The sequence below is a fragment of the Crassaminicella profunda genome (genome assembly GCF_019884785.1).
In the GTDB taxonomy this organism is placed as follows: Bacteria; Bacillota; Clostridia; order Peptostreptococcales; family Thermotaleaceae; genus Crassaminicella; species Crassaminicella profunda.
In genome coordinates this window covers 2,574,792-2,590,813 of the sequence record NZ_CP082326.1, presented here as the reverse complement: position 1 = coordinate 2,590,813, position 16,022 = coordinate 2,574,792, and the positions used below count along the sequence as shown (strand labels likewise).

The following is a 16,022-nucleotide window of genomic DNA, read 5'->3' as shown; positions in this document are numbered from 1 at the left end:
AAAATTCGCATTATGCTATGGCATATGCTCATGTGGCAAAAGAAATTTAAAAACAGATTAGGGATTTTTCTAATCTGTTAAAGATCCATGATAAGGTTTGCAGCTTCTAATAAATTATCAACAGTATGATGCGCATGATTACATGGTTTTCCGATTTTTATAGTAGTGCATCCAGCCTCAAAACCAGCTGTTATATCCATTTCACGATCTCCTATCATGTAGGAGGCATTAAGATCAATATGATGATTCTTTGCAAGGCTTAGAAGCATTCCAGGAGATGGCTTTCGACATTCACATTTGGTTTTAAAATGAGGGCAGTATGCAATGTCATCAATAACAATATTCTCTAATCTAAATATGCGCATCATTTCATCATGAATAGCTTTTAAATCATTTTCTGTAAAATATCCCATTTCTATGCCACCTTGGTTGGTTACAATAAATAACATAAAGTCTGCTTTGCTTAATATTTTAAGTGCTTCTATGGTCCAAGGATAAAATATTAGGTCTTTTGGTTTGTTAACAGGTTTTTTGTTATCATTAATAACTCCATCTCTGTCTAAAAATATAGCTTTTTTCATAAGTACCTCCCTTTTTATTTAAAATACTATACTAATAATTTTTGATAATTTGATTATATTATTCATAGAACCATGGTATTTAACTTAAGGTTATGTTAAAATATGTTTTATATTTATGCAAGCTGTGTAAAATAGAATTTTATGGTGGTGATTATTTGAAAACTTTTATTTTGGAAAAAATAGCACATGCTTCACTACAGGAGATTTTTGATATAAATTCTTTTAAAGATATAGATTGGATCTGGGTAAATGAAGAAATATTTAGAGATATTATATATAATTTAGATTTAGATAAGGAATTAGATGAGGAAATATTGGACAGTATTTTAGAAAACCTTAAGAATGCAGAGATGATCAATGTACTCATAAAACCTTTTGAAAAAGAAGGATACATCCCCATTGATCAACATCTATTTGCTAATTTAGAAAAAGAATACAAGGTAACAGAGGACATAGAGACCATTATATTTATAAAGGAAAAATATTATACAAAGCTGTTTATCAAAGGACTAAATCATTATAGATGGATGCTCAAAGCAATGGCCATAGATACTTATCTTAAAATGGGGCTAGAGTATAAAAGCTTAAAGGAGACTTATAAAGAACTATATGATGAAAATACCCGTATTATTGAAGATGTGTTAAGCAAAGGCGAGTATGAATTTTCCACAGGCGTTTGGAAGTTTATACAAAAAACGAAGGAGTTATATTTTTATAAGATGGGTAAATTTTTTAATAGTTGGTCAGAAGGAGAAGTAGATGCTAAATTTGAAGAAATGATAAAAAGAACATAAAGATATTGGGGGACTTTTTACCCAACAATACCTAATTTTTTATCAAAATAGTCCTTTTTTCATGCTTTAGTGCTATAATAAAGCATGGGTATTTATTATAGTTTTGGAAGGGGATTTTCATGAAAGGAAGTACAAATGACATAAAAAAAATTGCAGATCAAATTGAGAGAGCATCAGCAGTTGGAAATAAACTTCAGTTGGAAAAATTGATGGATGAAATGATCCATACCTGTAGAAACATAAAACTTGAATTAGAAGAAAAAAAGAAAATATCCAATGACATAAAATTAGAAGAAATCAATACAATTCCTTTTGTATATAAGCCTGTATTAAGAAAAGATTATTATGAAGGTACTTATTTAGAAGAATTTGCTGAAAGAAGAACTTCAGAATTAAAAGATGCAAAAGCATTAGATGTACATAATCGTTTTTGGCAAAATCATGAAGTGTTAAGAGGCAATGTATTTGGCTCTGTTCCTGCAGAATTAATTGGTAAGGATGCAGTAGATCGATTAACTTATTTTGGATGGGATGAAGTTTTGGTAAATGTATTAGAAGTACAGAATCGTAAATGTAGTATGAAAGAATTAGTAGAACACTGTGAATTACACTATAGCCATTTTTTGATTGTCAATGAAAAATCAACGAATACGGAGCTCATTCTAAATTATAATATTTAAGAGGGTGTTATATTGACAAAGGTAAAAAAAAGAATAGAAAAGCTATTTGTAATTTCTATGGTAACTGTATTTATGGGACAGATTTATTTAAGTCCCTTTTCAACAACTTTTCGATTTTCTTTAGGTGTAGTAACACTTTCGCTTTTACTTATCTACTTTAAAGACATTTCTGTTATTACGGCTGCAAATATTGTAGGCATATGGGTTTTTTTATTCCGTTGTTTTGTATATATGGTATCTCATCCTAGTGTAAGTCTTGAACAAGTAATCCCCCTTTATTACCCTGTGGGAATATTTTATATATTGTTTGGTATACTATTTAAAATATTGGATATACGAAATAAATTAAATAGATCTATTGTGTTTACAGCATCTTTATGGTTTTGTGACAGTGTTTCAAATATGGTAGAAGTTTTCTTGAGAAAGGAAATGGGTGTATATTCTTTTGAAAGAGTAATTTTAGCCATTATTTTAATAGGGATGATTCGAGCTGTGTTTACCATTTATATTTACCATGGAGTGAGTTATTATAAGGATCGTTATGATAGAGAACAAAGAGAAAAAAAATATAGGGAACTTGTTCTTTTGATTGCGAATTTAAAAGCAGAATTGTTTTTCTTAAGAAAATCCACATTAGATATTGAAAATGCAATGAATAAAAGTTATGACTTATATGAGAAACTAGAACAGTCTACTTTAAGAGATGAGGCTTTATTGGTAGCAAAAGATATACATGAAATAAAAAAAGATTATATCCGTGTGGTTACAGGGATAGAAAAAACCTTACAAGAAGAAAATGCTAGCTTATTGATGAGTATAGAAGAGATTTTTAAAATTATAAAAGGAAATACACAAAAGTTTATTGATATACAGAATAAAAATATTATTCTTAGATTTAAATATAAAAATGATTTCAAGATAAGTCAATTTTATCCATTAATTTCAATATTAAATAACTTGATTATTAATTCTATAGAATCATTAGAGGATGTAGGTGTTATCACCGTTACAGAGAAAATAGATGGAGAGAACTGTGTATTGCAGGTGCAAGATAATGGAAGTGGTATAGAAGAAGAAGATATTGATTTAGTTTTTGAGCCTGGATTTTCCACAAAATTTGATAGGATAACTGGGGAAATGTCCACAGGAATAGGTTTAACCCATGTAATGCATATTGTTGAAAATCATTTTAATGGAAAAATTTCTGTGGAATCAGAAAAAAACAAAAAAACTGTTTTTACTATAACCATTCCAATGAAAACAATAATATAAGGGAAGATGTAAAGTGAATGATAGATTTTATATTATAGATGACGATAAAGGAATTCGGAGAGTTTTAAAAAACATTATTAAGCAGTATGATTTAGGAACGGTAATTGGAGAATCAGATAATGGAAAGGATGCAATAAAGGATATTAAAGTGTTAAATCCTCCTATTGTATTAGTCGATTTATTACTTCCTGGGGTAGATGGAATTGGCATTGTATCAGAAATAAAGAAAATGAATATTGATACAAACTTTATTATGATTTCACAAGTAACATCCAAAGAAATCGTGTCAAAGGCATATACCATGGGTGTTGAATTTTTTATTCATAAGCCTATTAATGTGGTGGAAGTAATATCTATTATTAATAAAGTAAAAGAAAAATTGACCATGCATGAAGTCATAAATTCTTTTGAACAAGCTTTTCATAGTATGAGTATGTTAAGAGATTATAAAAGTAACATGAAGACACAGACTGTTTCAGAACGGGATCGAATTAAGAAGGTACTTTCTCAGTTAGGGATTCTTGGAGAAGCTGGAAGTAATGATCTTGTTGAGATGATTTTGTTAATTTGGGAAGAGGATGATACAGAAAAACAAAGATTATTACATCAGAAATTATCAGAATTATATAAAATGTTAAATAAAAGATATGAGGATGATCACGATGCTTCATCCAATGTAGGTGCCATAGAACAGAGAATTAGAAGGGCCATCAATAAAGCGTTAGCAAATATTGCGAACATGGGTATTGAAGACTATGGCAATGAAATGTTTATCAGATATTCAAATACATTGTTTGATTTTAAAGAAGTAAGAAAACAAATGGATTTTGCTCGAGGAAAGTCTAATTATGGTGGAAAAATTAGTGTTAAAAAATTTATTGAAGGAATCATTGTTGAACTGAAAAGTGAGTAATAAAAAGCCAAAACTTTTAAAGTTTTGGCTTTTTATATGCTAATAGTAGTCAGATAATTCACTAATATGAAAAATAAACTCAGTATCATTGCGTCGGAATTTGTCGGAAATTGTAGGAAACCATGTATTATTACAATAACTTAACAAATTAGAAAGAGGAGGATGTGTATGAACAATAAAAAAATGAGTTTAACCACCAAAATATTTATCGGACTAATATTAGGTCTTATTGCAGGTCTTATTCTTAACAAAATGGGTCCTTCCTATGTACGTGATAATATTTTAGTAGGAGGTGTATTTACCCTTGTAGGAAAGGTCTTTTTAAATGCTATCAAGATGATGGTTGTACCATTGGTATTTGTTTCTTTAGTTAATGGTGCTGCGTCCATTTCTGATATTAAAAAACTTGGCAGAGTGGGAAGTAAAACTATTGGATTTTATCTTTTAACAACAGCAGTTGCTATTTCTATTGCTATTGGTCTTGCTTTAGTTGTTCAACCAGGGGTTGGACTAGACATGTCATCATTAGTAAAAAGTGAACCAACTATTAAAGAAAGTAAGGCATTAGTTGATGTGGTTGTAGATATGGTACCTAAAAATCCAATCGCGGCAATGGCAGATGGAAAAATGCTTCAAATTATAGTGTTTGCAATTTTAATGGGCACAGGTCTTGCAGCGTTAGGAGAAAAATTAAAAACAGTAAAAGATGCATTCGATAAGTTGAATGACTTAATGATGAAGATGGTTGAGATTGTCATGCTTTTAGCACCTTTTGGTGTGTTTTGCTTGATTGCTAAGACTTTCTCAGGTCTTGGATTTGAAGCTATGGCACCACTAGCAAAATATATGTTCTGTGTATTATTTGCATTGTTATTACATGCAGGATTTACGTATACAGGATTACTAGTAGCCCTTACAAGACTAAATCCAATGACATTCTTTAAAAAATTCTGGCCAGCTATGGGTGTTGCATTTTCAACGGCAAGTTCAAGTTCTACTCTACCAGTTACATTAGAAACAGTTGAAGAAAAGCTTGGAGTAGATAAGAGTATAGCATCCTTTACTATTCCTCTAGGAGCAACTATTAATATGGATGGTACGGCTATTATGCAAGGGGTTGCCACTATATTTATTGCACAGCTTTACGGAATTGAATTGACAATGGGTAATATACTGACAGTAATCTTAACAGCTACTCTTGCATCAGTAGGAACAGCAGGGGTTCCAGGAGTTGGATTGATTATGCTTTCAATGGTACTTCAAGCTGTTGGATTACCAATAGAAGGAATTGCCATGATTATTGGTATTGATAGAATTCTAGATATGTGTAGAACAGCAATCAACATTACTGGAGATGCTATGTGTACAGTAATTATTGCAAAATCTGAAGGCGAATTTAACGAAGCTATATATAATTCAGAAGTAGAAGAAAAGGTAATTGCATAAAAAATTGGGAGATAACAAAGGTTATCTCCCAATTTTTTATAAGAACTTTTCTTTTACTTTATTCCAGAAGTCGTAATCTTTTAATCTTAGTATTTTAGGTTTTAAGTCAGACATTCTTAAATGAATTTCTTCAATCTCATAGTGCTTATGTTCCATACCGTCTGTAATGATTAAAATAGAGTTTTCAAAAGTGTATTCAGGAAATATTTTTATAGTAGAATCTTCAGGCACAATAATACTTGAGGTAAAAGAACGATAAGCAGTAGTAGAAATAGGTGCTACAGGGGTGATTTGTAGTAGATTAAGCCTTGGATCTACAATACTTCCACCTAGGGAATAATTATAAGCAGTACTTCCTGTAGGGGTTGCTACTAAAACACCATCTCCGCTGAATTTTTCTAAAAAACTATCATCTAATGAAATATTAAGATGAATGGTTCTAGATTTGTCACCTTTTATAGCTATTTCATTAATTCCAATAATTTCAATACAATGGCTTTTTGTGCATACTAGTGCTTCTACAGGATGAAGTTCTTGTATGATATAGTCCCCTTTTTCATAGCGAAAAATAAATTCATCCAATTGATAAGGTGATAGCTCTTGAAAGAAGCCTAAGTGACCTGTATTGATTCCAATAATAGGCATGTCGGGAAAATTATTTTCATGTAAGGTATGAAGAAAAGAACCATCTCCTCCAACACATATAATTAAATCTGCGTTTTGATCAAATTCTTCTGGTACGAAGAAACCATTCTTTTCAAGTTTGTGCTTTAAAACTCTACTGGTTTCTTTTGAAATAGGACGATTGTTAGATATAATATTTACGATACGTGTTTGGATATTGCTCATGACATCACCTCGTTTAGCATTTTAAAATATTTAGTACATTTTAACATATTTACTATATTTATAAAAGAACAGAATAGACTATATAAAGATTATTGCTAAAATAAAATAAAACTAGTCTAAAAGTTTTAGATAGGGAAATATTAATGTTAGAAAAATATTAAAAATTGACGGAAATCTAAGAAAACAATATAATAAAAAATAGACATTTGAAGATAGTAGGTGAATTGATTGAAAAGGGAAGTAAATGAAATTCGTTCAGATGTATTAACATTTCATGTAGACGAAGAAAGTTCAGGATTATCATTAAAAGAAATATTGTATGATCGAATGAGATTATCTAGTAGATTAGTAAGAAAGGCAAAAAGAAAGAAAAATATACGAGTTAATGGAAATCGTATTTCATTCCATGCAACTTTGCGACGCGGAGATCTTGTTGAAGTAACTATGGAAGAAGAACCAAATCAGTTTGAGCCTCAAGATATACCAGTAGAAGTAGTATATGAGGATGTTGATTTACTCATTGTAAATAAGCAGCCAGGCATAGTTGTACATCCTACAAGAAGACATCCCATAGGAACTATGGCAAATGCTATCGTTCATTACATGAGAGAGAAGGGTGAAAGTTTTAAGATAAGATTTGTAAATAGATTAGATCGGGATACTTCAGGGCTTATTATCATTGCAAAAAATCCATATACACAGCAAGAATTGTCAAAACAAATGCAACAAAACAAAGTAGAAAAAATATATCTATCTGTAGTAAAAGGGATTATAGAAGAAAACACAGGAACTATTAATGAACCTATAGGAAGACCAGATGAGGAGGATATTCGAAGAAAAGTTTATGATGAGGGTCAGCCATCCATTACTCATTATAATGTTATCAATCGATTAGAGGAAGCTACAGTAATTAAAGTGAAATTAGAAACAGGAAGAACGCATCAAATTCGTGTACATATGTCATATATTGGGTACCCTTTGATTGGTGATGAATTATATGGATATGTAGATGAAGATCTTATAAAAAGACAAGCGCTACATGCGGAAAAATTAATTTTTCATCAACCAAGAACCAATGAGCGTATAGAAGTAATAGCTCCTATACCGAAAGATATCAAAGAGCTAATAGAGAAGTTAAGCTAAATATTGAGAACAAGGGATTTGAGAGAATTAAACCCTTGTTTTTTATTATAAAAAATTAACTAGTTTAGTTCCACGTTTTGATAAAATTTAATTGAATAAACATAGTAATGATAAAGTTATTTACAGCGAACGAATGTTCGCGTATAATATTGATATAATATACCGAAGCTTTGTGATGAGTTTGTTGATGAATATAGTATGAATGAAGTCCTTATAAGTGGGTATTATTTAAAATATAGGTTTATAGTATGTGAACGGTAGGATCAATATAGGGGTGAAAAAAATGAAAGATGCAATTTATAAAGTGTATTATGAAACGATTGTAGATATGGTTAGAACTATGGGTGTTGAATCAACAGATGATTATCTAAAGAGAGAGCTTACAGATATTACAAAAGATGTAGTACATATAAGAGAAAAGATTATGAATATGGAACAAGCTATATACAATATAACAAATAGTGATGAGATTAAGCATTTAGAATATGATATTAAAGATGCACATGATCTGTTAAGTGACTTACTTCAAAAGTTAGAAACAGCAGATAAAAGATATATATGTTTTAAGGAATATTTGAGAAGAAAGGAATAAAGTAAATAGATCAGGATTGTTCTTGGCCATGAGATATTATAATAGATAGAGATTGTGAAATAATTATGTAAAAAGAATTGAGAGTAGTCTCCCAATTCTTTTTGTGTTTAATTAGCAACCATAGCCCCCACCGAAGTACGGACAGCAGCAGAATAATACTACTAACAACAAGAAGAAAAATAATAAACTACTATCACAGCCACCAAAGATACCGCCAATACCGCCACATTGAGCATCTGCCATAGGATTATGCCTCCTTTATGATTATCATTTTGAATACTTTTCTTTTGTTCTAATACAAAATATGTAAATGACAAGATATATGTTCCAAAAATTTGAAGGATTATTTATTGGAACGTGGAATATAAAATAAGGAAAGTTTTAAAATGATTCATGAGCAATTGAAGATCATGAATGAACATTTAAAAGATGATGATAAAAAATAATAAGGTCATATCTAAATAGATTGGAGGCGATTTTCATGATTATAAGGATAGACCAAAGTAAATGCAGTGGGTGTAGAATGTGTATTGAAATATGTCCTGTTGGTGCTATTGAAGAGGGAGATAAGATTATGGTGGATATGTCTAGATGTATAAAGTGTCGTTCTTGTGTTGTTGCCTGTCCTTCAAAGGCTATTATTATAAAATAGAAAAGTACTTGTGAAATAAGAGCTTTAGTTAGACTAAAAGCTCTTATTTTATAAACATAAAGTTACAAAATATTACATAAATGATATAATATTCATATAAAAGGGGAGGGGGCAGGGCATATGAATAGACTAATAAAACAATTACCTAAAATTCTTTTATTGTGTATTGCTGGTATTCTAATTTTTCAACTTTGTGCAAGTAAAGAACAAAAGATGGATCTTCTTTTTAAACAATTTAATAATATAGACAATGGACCAGGAGCAAGTGTTATGGTTATAAAGAATGGTGAGATAATATTTAAGAAAAGTTATGGATTAGCAGATATGAAAAGGAAAATACCTGCTAATGAATATACTAATTATAGAATTGCATCTATGACAAAGGCGTTTACAGCAATGAGTATAATGATTTTAAAAGAAAAAAAGCTTTTAAAATATGATACAAAGCTAACAGATGTATTTTCAGATTTTCCTGATTACGGAAAGAAAATTACTATAAAAAATTTATTAGAGCATCAATCAGGTTTAATAGATTATCAAAAGATTATCTCTAAAGATCAGAAAGAACAAGTAAAGGACGAAGATGTATTGAAGTTATATAAAGTTCAAAATAGACTTGAATGTGAACCGGGAAGCAAATTCCAATATCGTGATGCTGATTATGTTCTTCTTGCAATGGTAGTTCAGAAAGTTTCTAGAATGAGATTTGCTGATTTTTTAGAAGAAAATATTTTTAATCCCTTAGAAATGAACAATACTGTTGCCTATGAAAAGGGCATATCTACAGTGAAAAATAGAGCTTATGGAACTACGAAGATAAATGGTAAATATATGGAAAGGGATCAGAGTCTTGTAAGTGCTGTTCTTGGAGATGGAGGGATATATACATCTTTAATGGATTATTATAAATGGGATCAAGCCCTATATACAGATAAATTGGTAAGCTTAGAAACGTTAAATGAAGCTTTTTCAAGTGGTTCGCCTACTGGAGAGGGAGATGTATGTGGATATGGTTGGTTCCATTATCTCAGCTATGGTAGAAAGGTAATAGGTTTTGCAGGAGGAACTTGTGGATTTGGAAGTGCAGTAGCACGTATTCCCTCTGAAAAATTAACGGTAGTAGTCCTTACAAATTACAATGCACCAAATAGTTTTATAAACACGTATTCGAAATATATGAAACCTATTGTAAAAATGTATAGCAAACCTATATAAGTGTGGATTTTTCCATAAGGGATAGATATGTAGATCAGGATTTCTCCTGATCATGAGGAAGGTGCAAAACTAGATGGCTGATAGAAAAATTATGTAGGGAGAATTGGGAATAAACCCAATTCTTTTTTAACATCTTCCATAGCCGTAACAATTGCAGAACAATATTACTAATAACAAGAAAAAGAATAGTAAACTGCTATCGCAGCCTCCAAAGATACCGCCAATTCCACCACATTGACTATTAGCCATTTATTTGCACCTCCTTTATGATTATGTATTTACTAAACTTTTTTCTTTTGTCCTAATACAAAGTATGCAGATTACAATAGATGTGTTACATAAATAAAATTAAAGGACTCTTGAAAAAGAGGCCTTTGATAATGGATAATTATTCTAATGGTTTTATATAAAATCAGATAAGAATTGGTTAGAAATCTAGGTGCATATGTTTATATGTAGAGAATTGGGAAAAATCCCAATTCTTTATTTTAACAACCACCACACATGTAAGGACAGCAGAATAATACTACTAGGAGCAAGAAGAAAAATAATAATTCGTCACGACTATTGAATAAACCACATCTACCATCAGCCATTTTTTAATCCCTCCCTTATCAGATATGTAAGTTTGATATTTTCTTGTCCTTTTCTAATATAGATTATGTAATATACAATACATATGTGATAAATAACAGGATGTTTTATAAAAAAGAATTAAGGTAGTGCCCAATTTTTTTCTTTTTGATTTACAATTATAAAATATGCAATTTTTAAAGGATGTGTTACTAAATAAATTTCTGTTTTTTAGAGAATAGAGGGTTGCAAAGTATTATGATAAAATGTAATTATAGTTGATAAAGGAAATTTTTCAATCAAATGGAAATATATTTATTATAGCAAGATAAGAATGGAGTTAAAACTATGGGAAAAAGTAATCATTCTAAAAAAGGAAATATAAAATTTTCAACTATTTCGGATTTGAATGATCTTCAAATAGTTTATGGTGAAGATGTGACAAATGCCTTTCCACTGCACATACATAAAAGAATTTGCATTGGAACTATTAGAAAAGGAAGAGGGATTTTATTTCATAAGGGAGAAGAACACATCCTTGAAAAAGGGAGTGTATATTTTATTAATTCTCAAGAGGTGCATTTAATAAGAGCACTTGATGAAAATGGTTTTAACCATTTGGTGTTTTCCTTTAGGGAGGATGTTTTTGAATCTATGTTTAAAAGAAAAATAAATTTTAAATATTCAAGTGTGTTGGATCAAGAGGTATCTAATGAACTTATTAAACTTTATAAGGTTATTGAAGAATTGGATGCCTTATTGAAAAAGGAATATGATCTTGTTATGGTATTATCAAAAATTATTTCTTTATATGGAGAAAATATGAAGGAATTAGATAGAGATAAAGGAAAAATTCATATAGATATGAAAAAAATCTGTAGATATATTGAAGAAAATTATATTGAAAATTTTACACTAGGGGAATTAGCCAATATATCAAAAATTAGTAAATTTCATTTTTCTAGGATGTTTAAAAAAGAGATTGGTATTTCACCATATAATTATCAAATACAAATTAGAATAAAAAACGCACAAAAACTTCTGCTTAAAAGAAAAAATATTGCTTCTGTAGCGTATGAAAGTGGATTTGTTGATCAAAGTCATTTCACTAAATTTTTCAAGAAAATAGTAGGCATTACTCCTGCTCAATATGTAAAAATGAATAAGATCATAAAATGAGGCAAAGAATTATACTTTGCCTCATTTTTATAGTAATGCAGGAGTAAATTTTGCTAATATATATATACCAGAATCACCTGCAACTACTTTATGTGTTAAGTCAGCTGGAATAACAGCGACACTTCCAGGACTATATGGAATTTTTTTCTTATCAAGAAGACAAACACCATTTCCTTGAATGACTTCATGGATTTCTATTTTTCCTTCATGAATATGTGTGTCAATTTTGCAGCCAGGATCAACTCTTACTAAATGACAACTCAACTGATTGTTTGTTTCTACTCCTTGAACAAGATGCTTAAGATAAACGCCTTCAAAGGTAGGGTGGGGATGCCATTTTAAAGATATGATTTGCTCATCCTTTTCTAAATAACTAACCTTATTTTTTTCAAAGTTTTCAATAAAATTTTTTTCAAACATGATTATTCCTCCTAAAATATAAATTTGAAAGTTTATACTCATAGAGTAATATTTTTGAATCATAAGGTATTGTATAATATTGCTATTCCTATATTTTTCAAAATTCGAAAATTCGCAAAAATGAATATTTATAACATAAATGTATTCGTGTTAAAAACATATGTAAGTTATGTATAAACAAATTTTACGAAAAAGATTGAAAAATGTTGTAGATTCATTTATACTACATAGTATCTTTATTAATTATTTTGAATAATAAAAAGGAAGGAGGCAGTTGAATTTAGGCCAATTTCTGTAATGTAGCAGTAATAGGTAATTGAAAATTCTTGTAATTAAATAGGATTTATGATAAAATTTTGTTATTGTGTGAATTTTGAGAGTATTCAATTCGACAAAAACAAAAATGCCATTTATTTATGTACTATTGTTTGCGAGGCGAATACAATTAGATTCAGCAAAATATTAATGAGCATAGGGGTGAAAAATCAAAATGTCAGATTTATTAAAAAAATGGAATCAGTTAAGTTTGGTTAAGCGAATTATTATAGGATTAATTGTAGGTATTGTTTTAGCTGTTACGATTCCTAAGGTAGCACAACCAATTGTCATTTTGGGTTCATTATTTGTAGGTGCTTTAAAATCCGTTGCACCTATATTGGTATTTTTCTTAGTAATGGCTGCTATTTCTCAACATAAGAGTGGTCAAAAAACAAATATGAAGTCCGTACTAATTCTTTATCTTTTAGGAACATTTTTAGCAGGTCTTGTTGCTGTTGTAGCAAGTTTTATGTTCCCGGTAACATTAAAACTTGTAGCAGGTGTCGACAGTATAGCTCCTCCAGAAGGTGTTGTTGAGGTATTAAAAAAATTATTCATGAATATTGTTGATAATCCAGTGCATGCCCTTGCTAATGCTAATTATATAGGTATTTTAACTTGGGGATTACTTCTTGGACTTGCCTTGAAAAAAGCACCTGAGACTACAAAAACAATGATTGTTAATGCTTCAGAGGCTTTATCTCAAATCGTAAAATGGGTAATCAACCTTGCGCCGTTAGGTATTATGGGTTTAGTATTTAATACGATTGCTACAAATGGTATTGAGTCTTTAATGGACTACTTCCACTTACTTCTTGTATTGGTAGGTTGCATGGCTTTTGTAGCACTTGTTATAAATCCAATTATGGCATTTGTTATGATGCGTCAAAATCCATATCCCCTTGTATTTAAGTGTTTAAAGGATAGTGGGATTACAGCTTTCTTTACACGAAGCTCTGCTGCAAATATTCCAGTAAATATGAACTTGTGTGAAGAATTAGGGTTAGATAAGGATACTTACTCAGTATCTATACCCCTTGGTGCTACTATAAACATGGCTGGTGCAGCTATTACAATTTCTGTATTAACACTTGCAGCAGTTAACACACTAGGCATTCATGTAGATATGGGTACAGCATTAATTCTTAGCGTACTTTCAGCGGTAAGTGCGTGTGGAGCTTCAGGTGTAGCTGGTGGTTCATTATTATTAATTCCTCTTGCGTGTAGTTTATTTGGTATTCCAAATGACGTAGCAATGCAAGTTGTTGGTGTAGGCTTTATTATAGGGGTTATTCAAGACTCTTGTGAAACAGGACTTAACTCGTCAACAGATGCACTTTTCACTGCTGTTTCTGAATTTGCAGAATGGAGAAAAGAAGGAAAGAAAATCGTTATTTCTAAAAAATAAAAAATATAGAATAATAAAACAGGGTTAGCTTAGCTAACCCTGTTTTATTATTTTTAAATTAATGGATTCTTTCATAGGGATATTCATTTCGAACATGATAATGAAGATAATATCCAATATCAGATGAATGTATTAAATTGTTATAAATAATTTGGGGAACACCATGATGCTGATAGGTTTCACCAGAAACAAATGTTATTTCTAATATTTGATTGGTAGGATCATAACCTACAGATTGAATAGTGTTTGAATGTACCTTTACTTTTGTCATTTCATTCGCTCCTTTATCCGATTTTATATATTGAAAAGACACATCAAAATAAAAATGGTACAAGTAAATTATACTAAATGAACATTCAAAAAAATGTAGAAAGGTGTTGTCGCTTAAAAAAAAATTATAAAATATAAAATTATTTGCTTGTCTTTTTTCATAAATATGTAGAGGAGGGTGAGTCTGAGTATTAAAATTAGAAATTTATTCCAATATCTTGTATAATTTGTTTATAAGGCGAAAAGGAGAAAATAAATTATGAATTTTAAGAAGTATTTTATAATGTGTGGGGTTTTTATATTTTTGCAGTTTGTGGATAATGATCCTACAAACGTAAAATTTTTTTTGGCATTCGCTATAGTCATTTTATTATTTGATATGGTTAAATACATAAAGATGAAGAATAGAGAAAAGAATGTGGAAAAATTTATAATAAAAGGGCGGGTAGTTAGCAAAAGAGTGGATACAAAAAATTGTTGGGAATCAAGTACGAATGGGCATGTTTATCTAGGTTCTACATACTTATATGTTATTGTTATAGAAAATAAAAATAACAATAGGTTTGATATTATAATCAAAGAATATAAATATCGACATTTAGTAGGGGATATTTATAATTTAGGAGATACTCTTGAAGTTTATGTGAAAAAATATAAGGATGAAGAGTACTATCATAGAATAAAAGAATGATAATAGCTATTTAAAAGGATTAAAGATAAGAACTTTAAATTTCATGTGTTTTAGAATAATGATTATGGGTAAATATTTAATATCAAAGGAAACTGGTTTATAAGTTTGAACCGAAGTACTGGATCAAAACTTAAAATCATAGGCCTTTGTTAAATAAATAAAAGGGGTGAGTATATCAATACGATGAAATTTAAGCCAGCAAACCCCAATGGGAAAACCTAAGGAACAGTTATTCAGTAGCCCTATGTTATTGAAACTGTTCCTTAGGTTTTTTGGTAAATATTACATTTATAAAAATTTGTTATAATGATTTATTTAGGGTATATAAATAATAAATTATTAACCAATAAAACCTAGGAAGGGAGGATAGATATTATGAAAAAAATATTAATTGCTTATGATGGATCGGATAATGGAAGAAAAGCGCTATTGAAAGGTAAGGAGATAGCTGAAAAGTTTTTATCAGATGTGATGATTCTTTATGTAGTTGATGACCAGCTTAGTCGAATGTATAGTCATACACAGAAATTACCAAATACAGATACAATCCTTCAGAAAATAGGAGAACAGATGCTACAAGATTGCTTAGACTATTTTAAAGGGTACCAAGGAAATGTCTATCCTATCACTAAAACTGGGAACCCTGCAGCAGTTATTATTGAAACAGCAGAGGAAAAAAATGTAGACTTAATTTTCATAGGTAGCAGAGGATTATCTCGAGTACAAAAAATACTTATGGGAAGCGTTTCAAACAAGGTAGCAAATTATTCGAATAAATCTGTAGTAATTGTAAAATAAAGAAGATGATTATAGCTGCAGAAGGCATAGCTTTCTGCTATTTTTTTTTTGAAAGGAAAATATTTAAAATAGAATTAAGAATGAGAATGACTATTTTTTATAGGACAAATTATTATAAAGATATAGTATAATTTTTACTAGAAGAGAAATGACTGCTAAAATTAGTTGTTATACTTAAAAATAAAAAGAATACAAAGAAGTATACTTTTGCTATTTTGACATAATAAA

Annotated in this window: 19 protein-coding genes; 13 read left to right on the top strand and 6 right to left on the bottom strand. The window is 29.9% G+C overall.

All coding sequences use genetic code 11. The features are described from left to right. Positions 1-77 precede the first annotated feature (77 nt). Entirely contained in the window at positions 78-581 is a 504-nt protein-coding gene (locus tag K7H06_RS12285) for a D-glycero-alpha-D-manno-heptose-1,7-bisphosphate 7-phosphatase (protein ID WP_223036338.1), read from the bottom strand. Positions 582-736: 155 nt separating this feature from the next. Between K7H06_RS12285 and K7H06_RS12280 the strand changes: the two genes are divergently transcribed. The 5 genes from K7H06_RS12280 to K7H06_RS12260 all read left to right on the top strand — a co-directional run bounded on the left by K7H06_RS12280 (position 737) and on the right by K7H06_RS12260 (position 5,686). Then, the gene (locus K7H06_RS12280) at positions 737-1,375 is read left to right on the top strand and encodes a hypothetical protein (protein ID WP_223036337.1); all 639 of its coding nucleotides are present in this window, start codon (positions 737-739) and stop codon (positions 1,373-1,375) included. A 119-nt stretch (positions 1,376-1,494) separates the two neighbouring features. Further along, positions 1,495-2,055 carry a hypothetical protein gene (locus K7H06_RS12275; protein ID WP_223036336.1) on the top strand — a complete coding sequence of 187 codons (561 nt, stop codon included), beginning with the start codon at positions 1,495-1,497 and terminating at the stop codon, positions 2,053-2,055. A 12-nt stretch (positions 2,056-2,067) separates the two neighbouring features. Beyond that, on the top strand, positions 2,068-3,327 hold the full coding sequence (locus K7H06_RS12270; protein WP_223036335.1) for an ATP-binding protein: 1,260 nt from the start codon (positions 2,068-2,070) through the stop codon (positions 3,325-3,327). Between the two features lie 13 nt (positions 3,328-3,340). Then, positions 3,341-4,240 carry a response regulator gene (locus K7H06_RS12265; protein WP_223036334.1) on the top strand — a complete coding sequence of 300 codons (900 nt, stop codon included), beginning with the start codon at positions 3,341-3,343 and terminating at the stop codon, positions 4,238-4,240. Positions 4,241-4,408: 168 nt separating this feature from the next. Beyond that, positions 4,409-5,686 carry a dicarboxylate/amino acid:cation symporter gene (locus K7H06_RS12260; protein ID WP_246637524.1) on the top strand — a complete coding sequence of 426 codons (1,278 nt, stop codon included), beginning with the start codon at positions 4,409-4,411 and terminating at the stop codon, positions 5,684-5,686. A gap of 36 nt (positions 5,687-5,722) precedes the next feature. Here the strand turns inward: K7H06_RS12260 and K7H06_RS12255 are convergent, their stop codons facing one another. Further along, a complete protein-coding gene (locus tag K7H06_RS12255; RefSeq protein WP_223036332.1) occupies positions 5,723-6,535 on the bottom strand; it encodes an NAD(+)/NADH kinase in 813 nt (270 codons plus the stop codon). A gap of 228 nt (positions 6,536-6,763) precedes the next feature. On the opposite strand from K7H06_RS12255, the gene K7H06_RS12250 reads away from it, so the two are divergent. Then, positions 6,764-7,678, top strand: a complete 915-nt coding sequence (locus tag K7H06_RS12250) for an RluA family pseudouridine synthase (RefSeq protein WP_223036331.1) — start codon at positions 6,764-6,766, stop codon at positions 7,676-7,678. A gap of 283 nt (positions 7,679-7,961) precedes the next feature. Then, positions 7,962-8,270, top strand: coding sequence for a hypothetical protein (locus K7H06_RS12245; protein ID WP_223036330.1), 309 nt, complete (start codon positions 7,962-7,964; stop codon positions 8,268-8,270). Between the two features lie 111 nt (positions 8,271-8,381). Here K7H06_RS12245 and K7H06_RS21395 read toward each other — a convergent pair whose 3' ends face one another. Further along, entirely contained in the window at positions 8,382-8,513 is a 132-nt protein-coding gene (locus tag K7H06_RS21395) for a hypothetical protein (RefSeq protein WP_281426002.1), read from the bottom strand. 238 nt (positions 8,514-8,751) lie between these two features. On the opposite strand from K7H06_RS21395, the gene K7H06_RS12240 reads away from it, so the two are divergent. After that, positions 8,752-8,922: a 4Fe-4S binding protein gene (locus K7H06_RS12240; RefSeq protein ID WP_223036329.1), complete on the top strand. Its 171-nt coding sequence runs from the start codon at positions 8,752-8,754 to the stop codon at positions 8,920-8,922. Between the two features lie 120 nt (positions 8,923-9,042). Further along, on the top strand, positions 9,043-10,137 hold the full coding sequence (locus K7H06_RS12235; RefSeq protein ID WP_223036328.1) for a serine hydrolase domain-containing protein: 1,095 nt from the start codon (positions 9,043-9,045) through the stop codon (positions 10,135-10,137). 126 nt (positions 10,138-10,263) lie between these two features. Here the strand turns inward: K7H06_RS12235 and K7H06_RS21390 are convergent, their stop codons facing one another. Further along, positions 10,264-10,386 carry a hypothetical protein gene (locus K7H06_RS21390; RefSeq protein WP_281426001.1) on the bottom strand — a complete coding sequence of 41 codons (123 nt, stop codon included), beginning with the start codon at positions 10,384-10,386 and terminating at the stop codon, positions 10,264-10,266. 672 nt (positions 10,387-11,058) lie between these two features. Between K7H06_RS21390 and K7H06_RS12230 the strand changes: the two genes are divergently transcribed. After that, complete coding sequence (locus K7H06_RS12230) at positions 11,059-11,889, top strand: AraC family transcriptional regulator (RefSeq protein WP_223036327.1); 831 nt, start codon at positions 11,059-11,061, stop codon at positions 11,887-11,889. Between the two features lie 27 nt (positions 11,890-11,916). Here K7H06_RS12230 and K7H06_RS12225 read toward each other — a convergent pair whose 3' ends face one another. After that, entirely contained in the window at positions 11,917-12,309 is a 393-nt protein-coding gene (locus K7H06_RS12225) for a cupin domain-containing protein (RefSeq protein ID WP_223036326.1), read from the bottom strand. A gap of 490 nt (positions 12,310-12,799) precedes the next feature. Here K7H06_RS12225 and sstT point away from each other — a divergent pair, with 490 nt between their 5' ends. Further along, positions 12,800-14,035: a serine/threonine transporter SstT gene (gene sstT / locus K7H06_RS12220; protein ID WP_223036325.1), complete on the top strand. Its 1,236-nt coding sequence runs from the start codon at positions 12,800-12,802 to the stop codon at positions 14,033-14,035. Between the two features lie 58 nt (positions 14,036-14,093). Here sstT and K7H06_RS12215 read toward each other — a convergent pair whose 3' ends face one another. After that, a complete protein-coding gene (locus K7H06_RS12215) occupies positions 14,094-14,306 on the bottom strand; it encodes a KTSC domain-containing protein (protein WP_223036324.1) in 213 nt (70 codons plus the stop codon). Positions 14,307-14,564: 258 nt separating this feature from the next. Here K7H06_RS12215 and K7H06_RS12210 point away from each other — a divergent pair, with 258 nt between their 5' ends. Then, on the top strand, positions 14,565-14,996 hold the full coding sequence (locus K7H06_RS12210) for a hypothetical protein (protein ID WP_223036323.1): 432 nt from the start codon (positions 14,565-14,567) through the stop codon (positions 14,994-14,996). A 375-nt stretch (positions 14,997-15,371) separates the two neighbouring features. Next, complete coding sequence (locus K7H06_RS12205) at positions 15,372-15,794, top strand: universal stress protein (RefSeq protein ID WP_223036322.1); 423 nt, start codon at positions 15,372-15,374, stop codon at positions 15,792-15,794. The last annotated feature ends 228 nt before the right edge of the window (positions 15,795-16,022 follow it).

Bases quoted from the DNA above. Each gene is read 5' to 3' on its own strand.
- K7H06_RS12245 (WP_223036330.1), top strand. From the start codon at position 7,962: ATGAAAGATGCAATTTATAAAGTGTATTATGAAACGATTGTAGATATG.
- K7H06_RS12205 (WP_223036322.1), top strand. From the start codon at position 15,372: ATGAAAAAAATATTAATTGCTTATGATGGATCGGATAATGGAAGAAAA.
- K7H06_RS12215 (WP_223036324.1), bottom strand. From the start codon at position 14,306: ATGACAAAAGTAAAGGTACATTCAAACACTATTCAATCTGTAGGTTAT.
- K7H06_RS12260 (WP_246637524.1), top strand. From the start codon at position 4,409: ATGAACAATAAAAAAATGAGTTTAACCACCAAAATATTTATCGGACTA.
- K7H06_RS12225 (WP_223036326.1), bottom strand. From the start codon at position 12,309: ATGTTTGAAAAAAATTTTATTGAAAACTTTGAAAAAAATAAGGTTAGT.
- K7H06_RS12285 (WP_223036338.1), bottom strand. From the start codon at position 581: ATGAAAAAAGCTATATTTTTAGACAGAGATGGAGTTATTAATGATAAC.
- K7H06_RS12275 (WP_223036336.1), top strand. From the start codon at position 1,495: ATGAAAGGAAGTACAAATGACATAAAAAAAATTGCAGATCAAATTGAG.
- K7H06_RS12240 (WP_223036329.1), top strand. From the start codon at position 8,752: ATGATTATAAGGATAGACCAAAGTAAATGCAGTGGGTGTAGAATGTGT.
- K7H06_RS21390 (WP_281426001.1), bottom strand. From the start codon at position 10,386: ATGGCTAATAGTCAATGTGGTGGAATTGGCGGTATCTTTGGAGGCTGC.
- K7H06_RS12210 (WP_223036323.1), top strand. From the start codon at position 14,565: ATGAATTTTAAGAAGTATTTTATAATGTGTGGGGTTTTTATATTTTTG.
- sstT (WP_223036325.1), top strand. From the start codon at position 12,800: ATGTCAGATTTATTAAAAAAATGGAATCAGTTAAGTTTGGTTAAGCGA.
- K7H06_RS12235 (WP_223036328.1), top strand. From the start codon at position 9,043: ATGAATAGACTAATAAAACAATTACCTAAAATTCTTTTATTGTGTATT.
- K7H06_RS12255 (WP_223036332.1), bottom strand. From the start codon at position 6,535: ATGAGCAATATCCAAACACGTATCGTAAATATTATATCTAACAATCGT.
- K7H06_RS12230 (WP_223036327.1), top strand. From the start codon at position 11,059: ATGGGAAAAAGTAATCATTCTAAAAAAGGAAATATAAAATTTTCAACT.
- K7H06_RS21395 (WP_281426002.1), bottom strand. From the start codon at position 8,513: ATGGCAGATGCTCAATGTGGCGGTATTGGCGGTATCTTTGGTGGCTGT.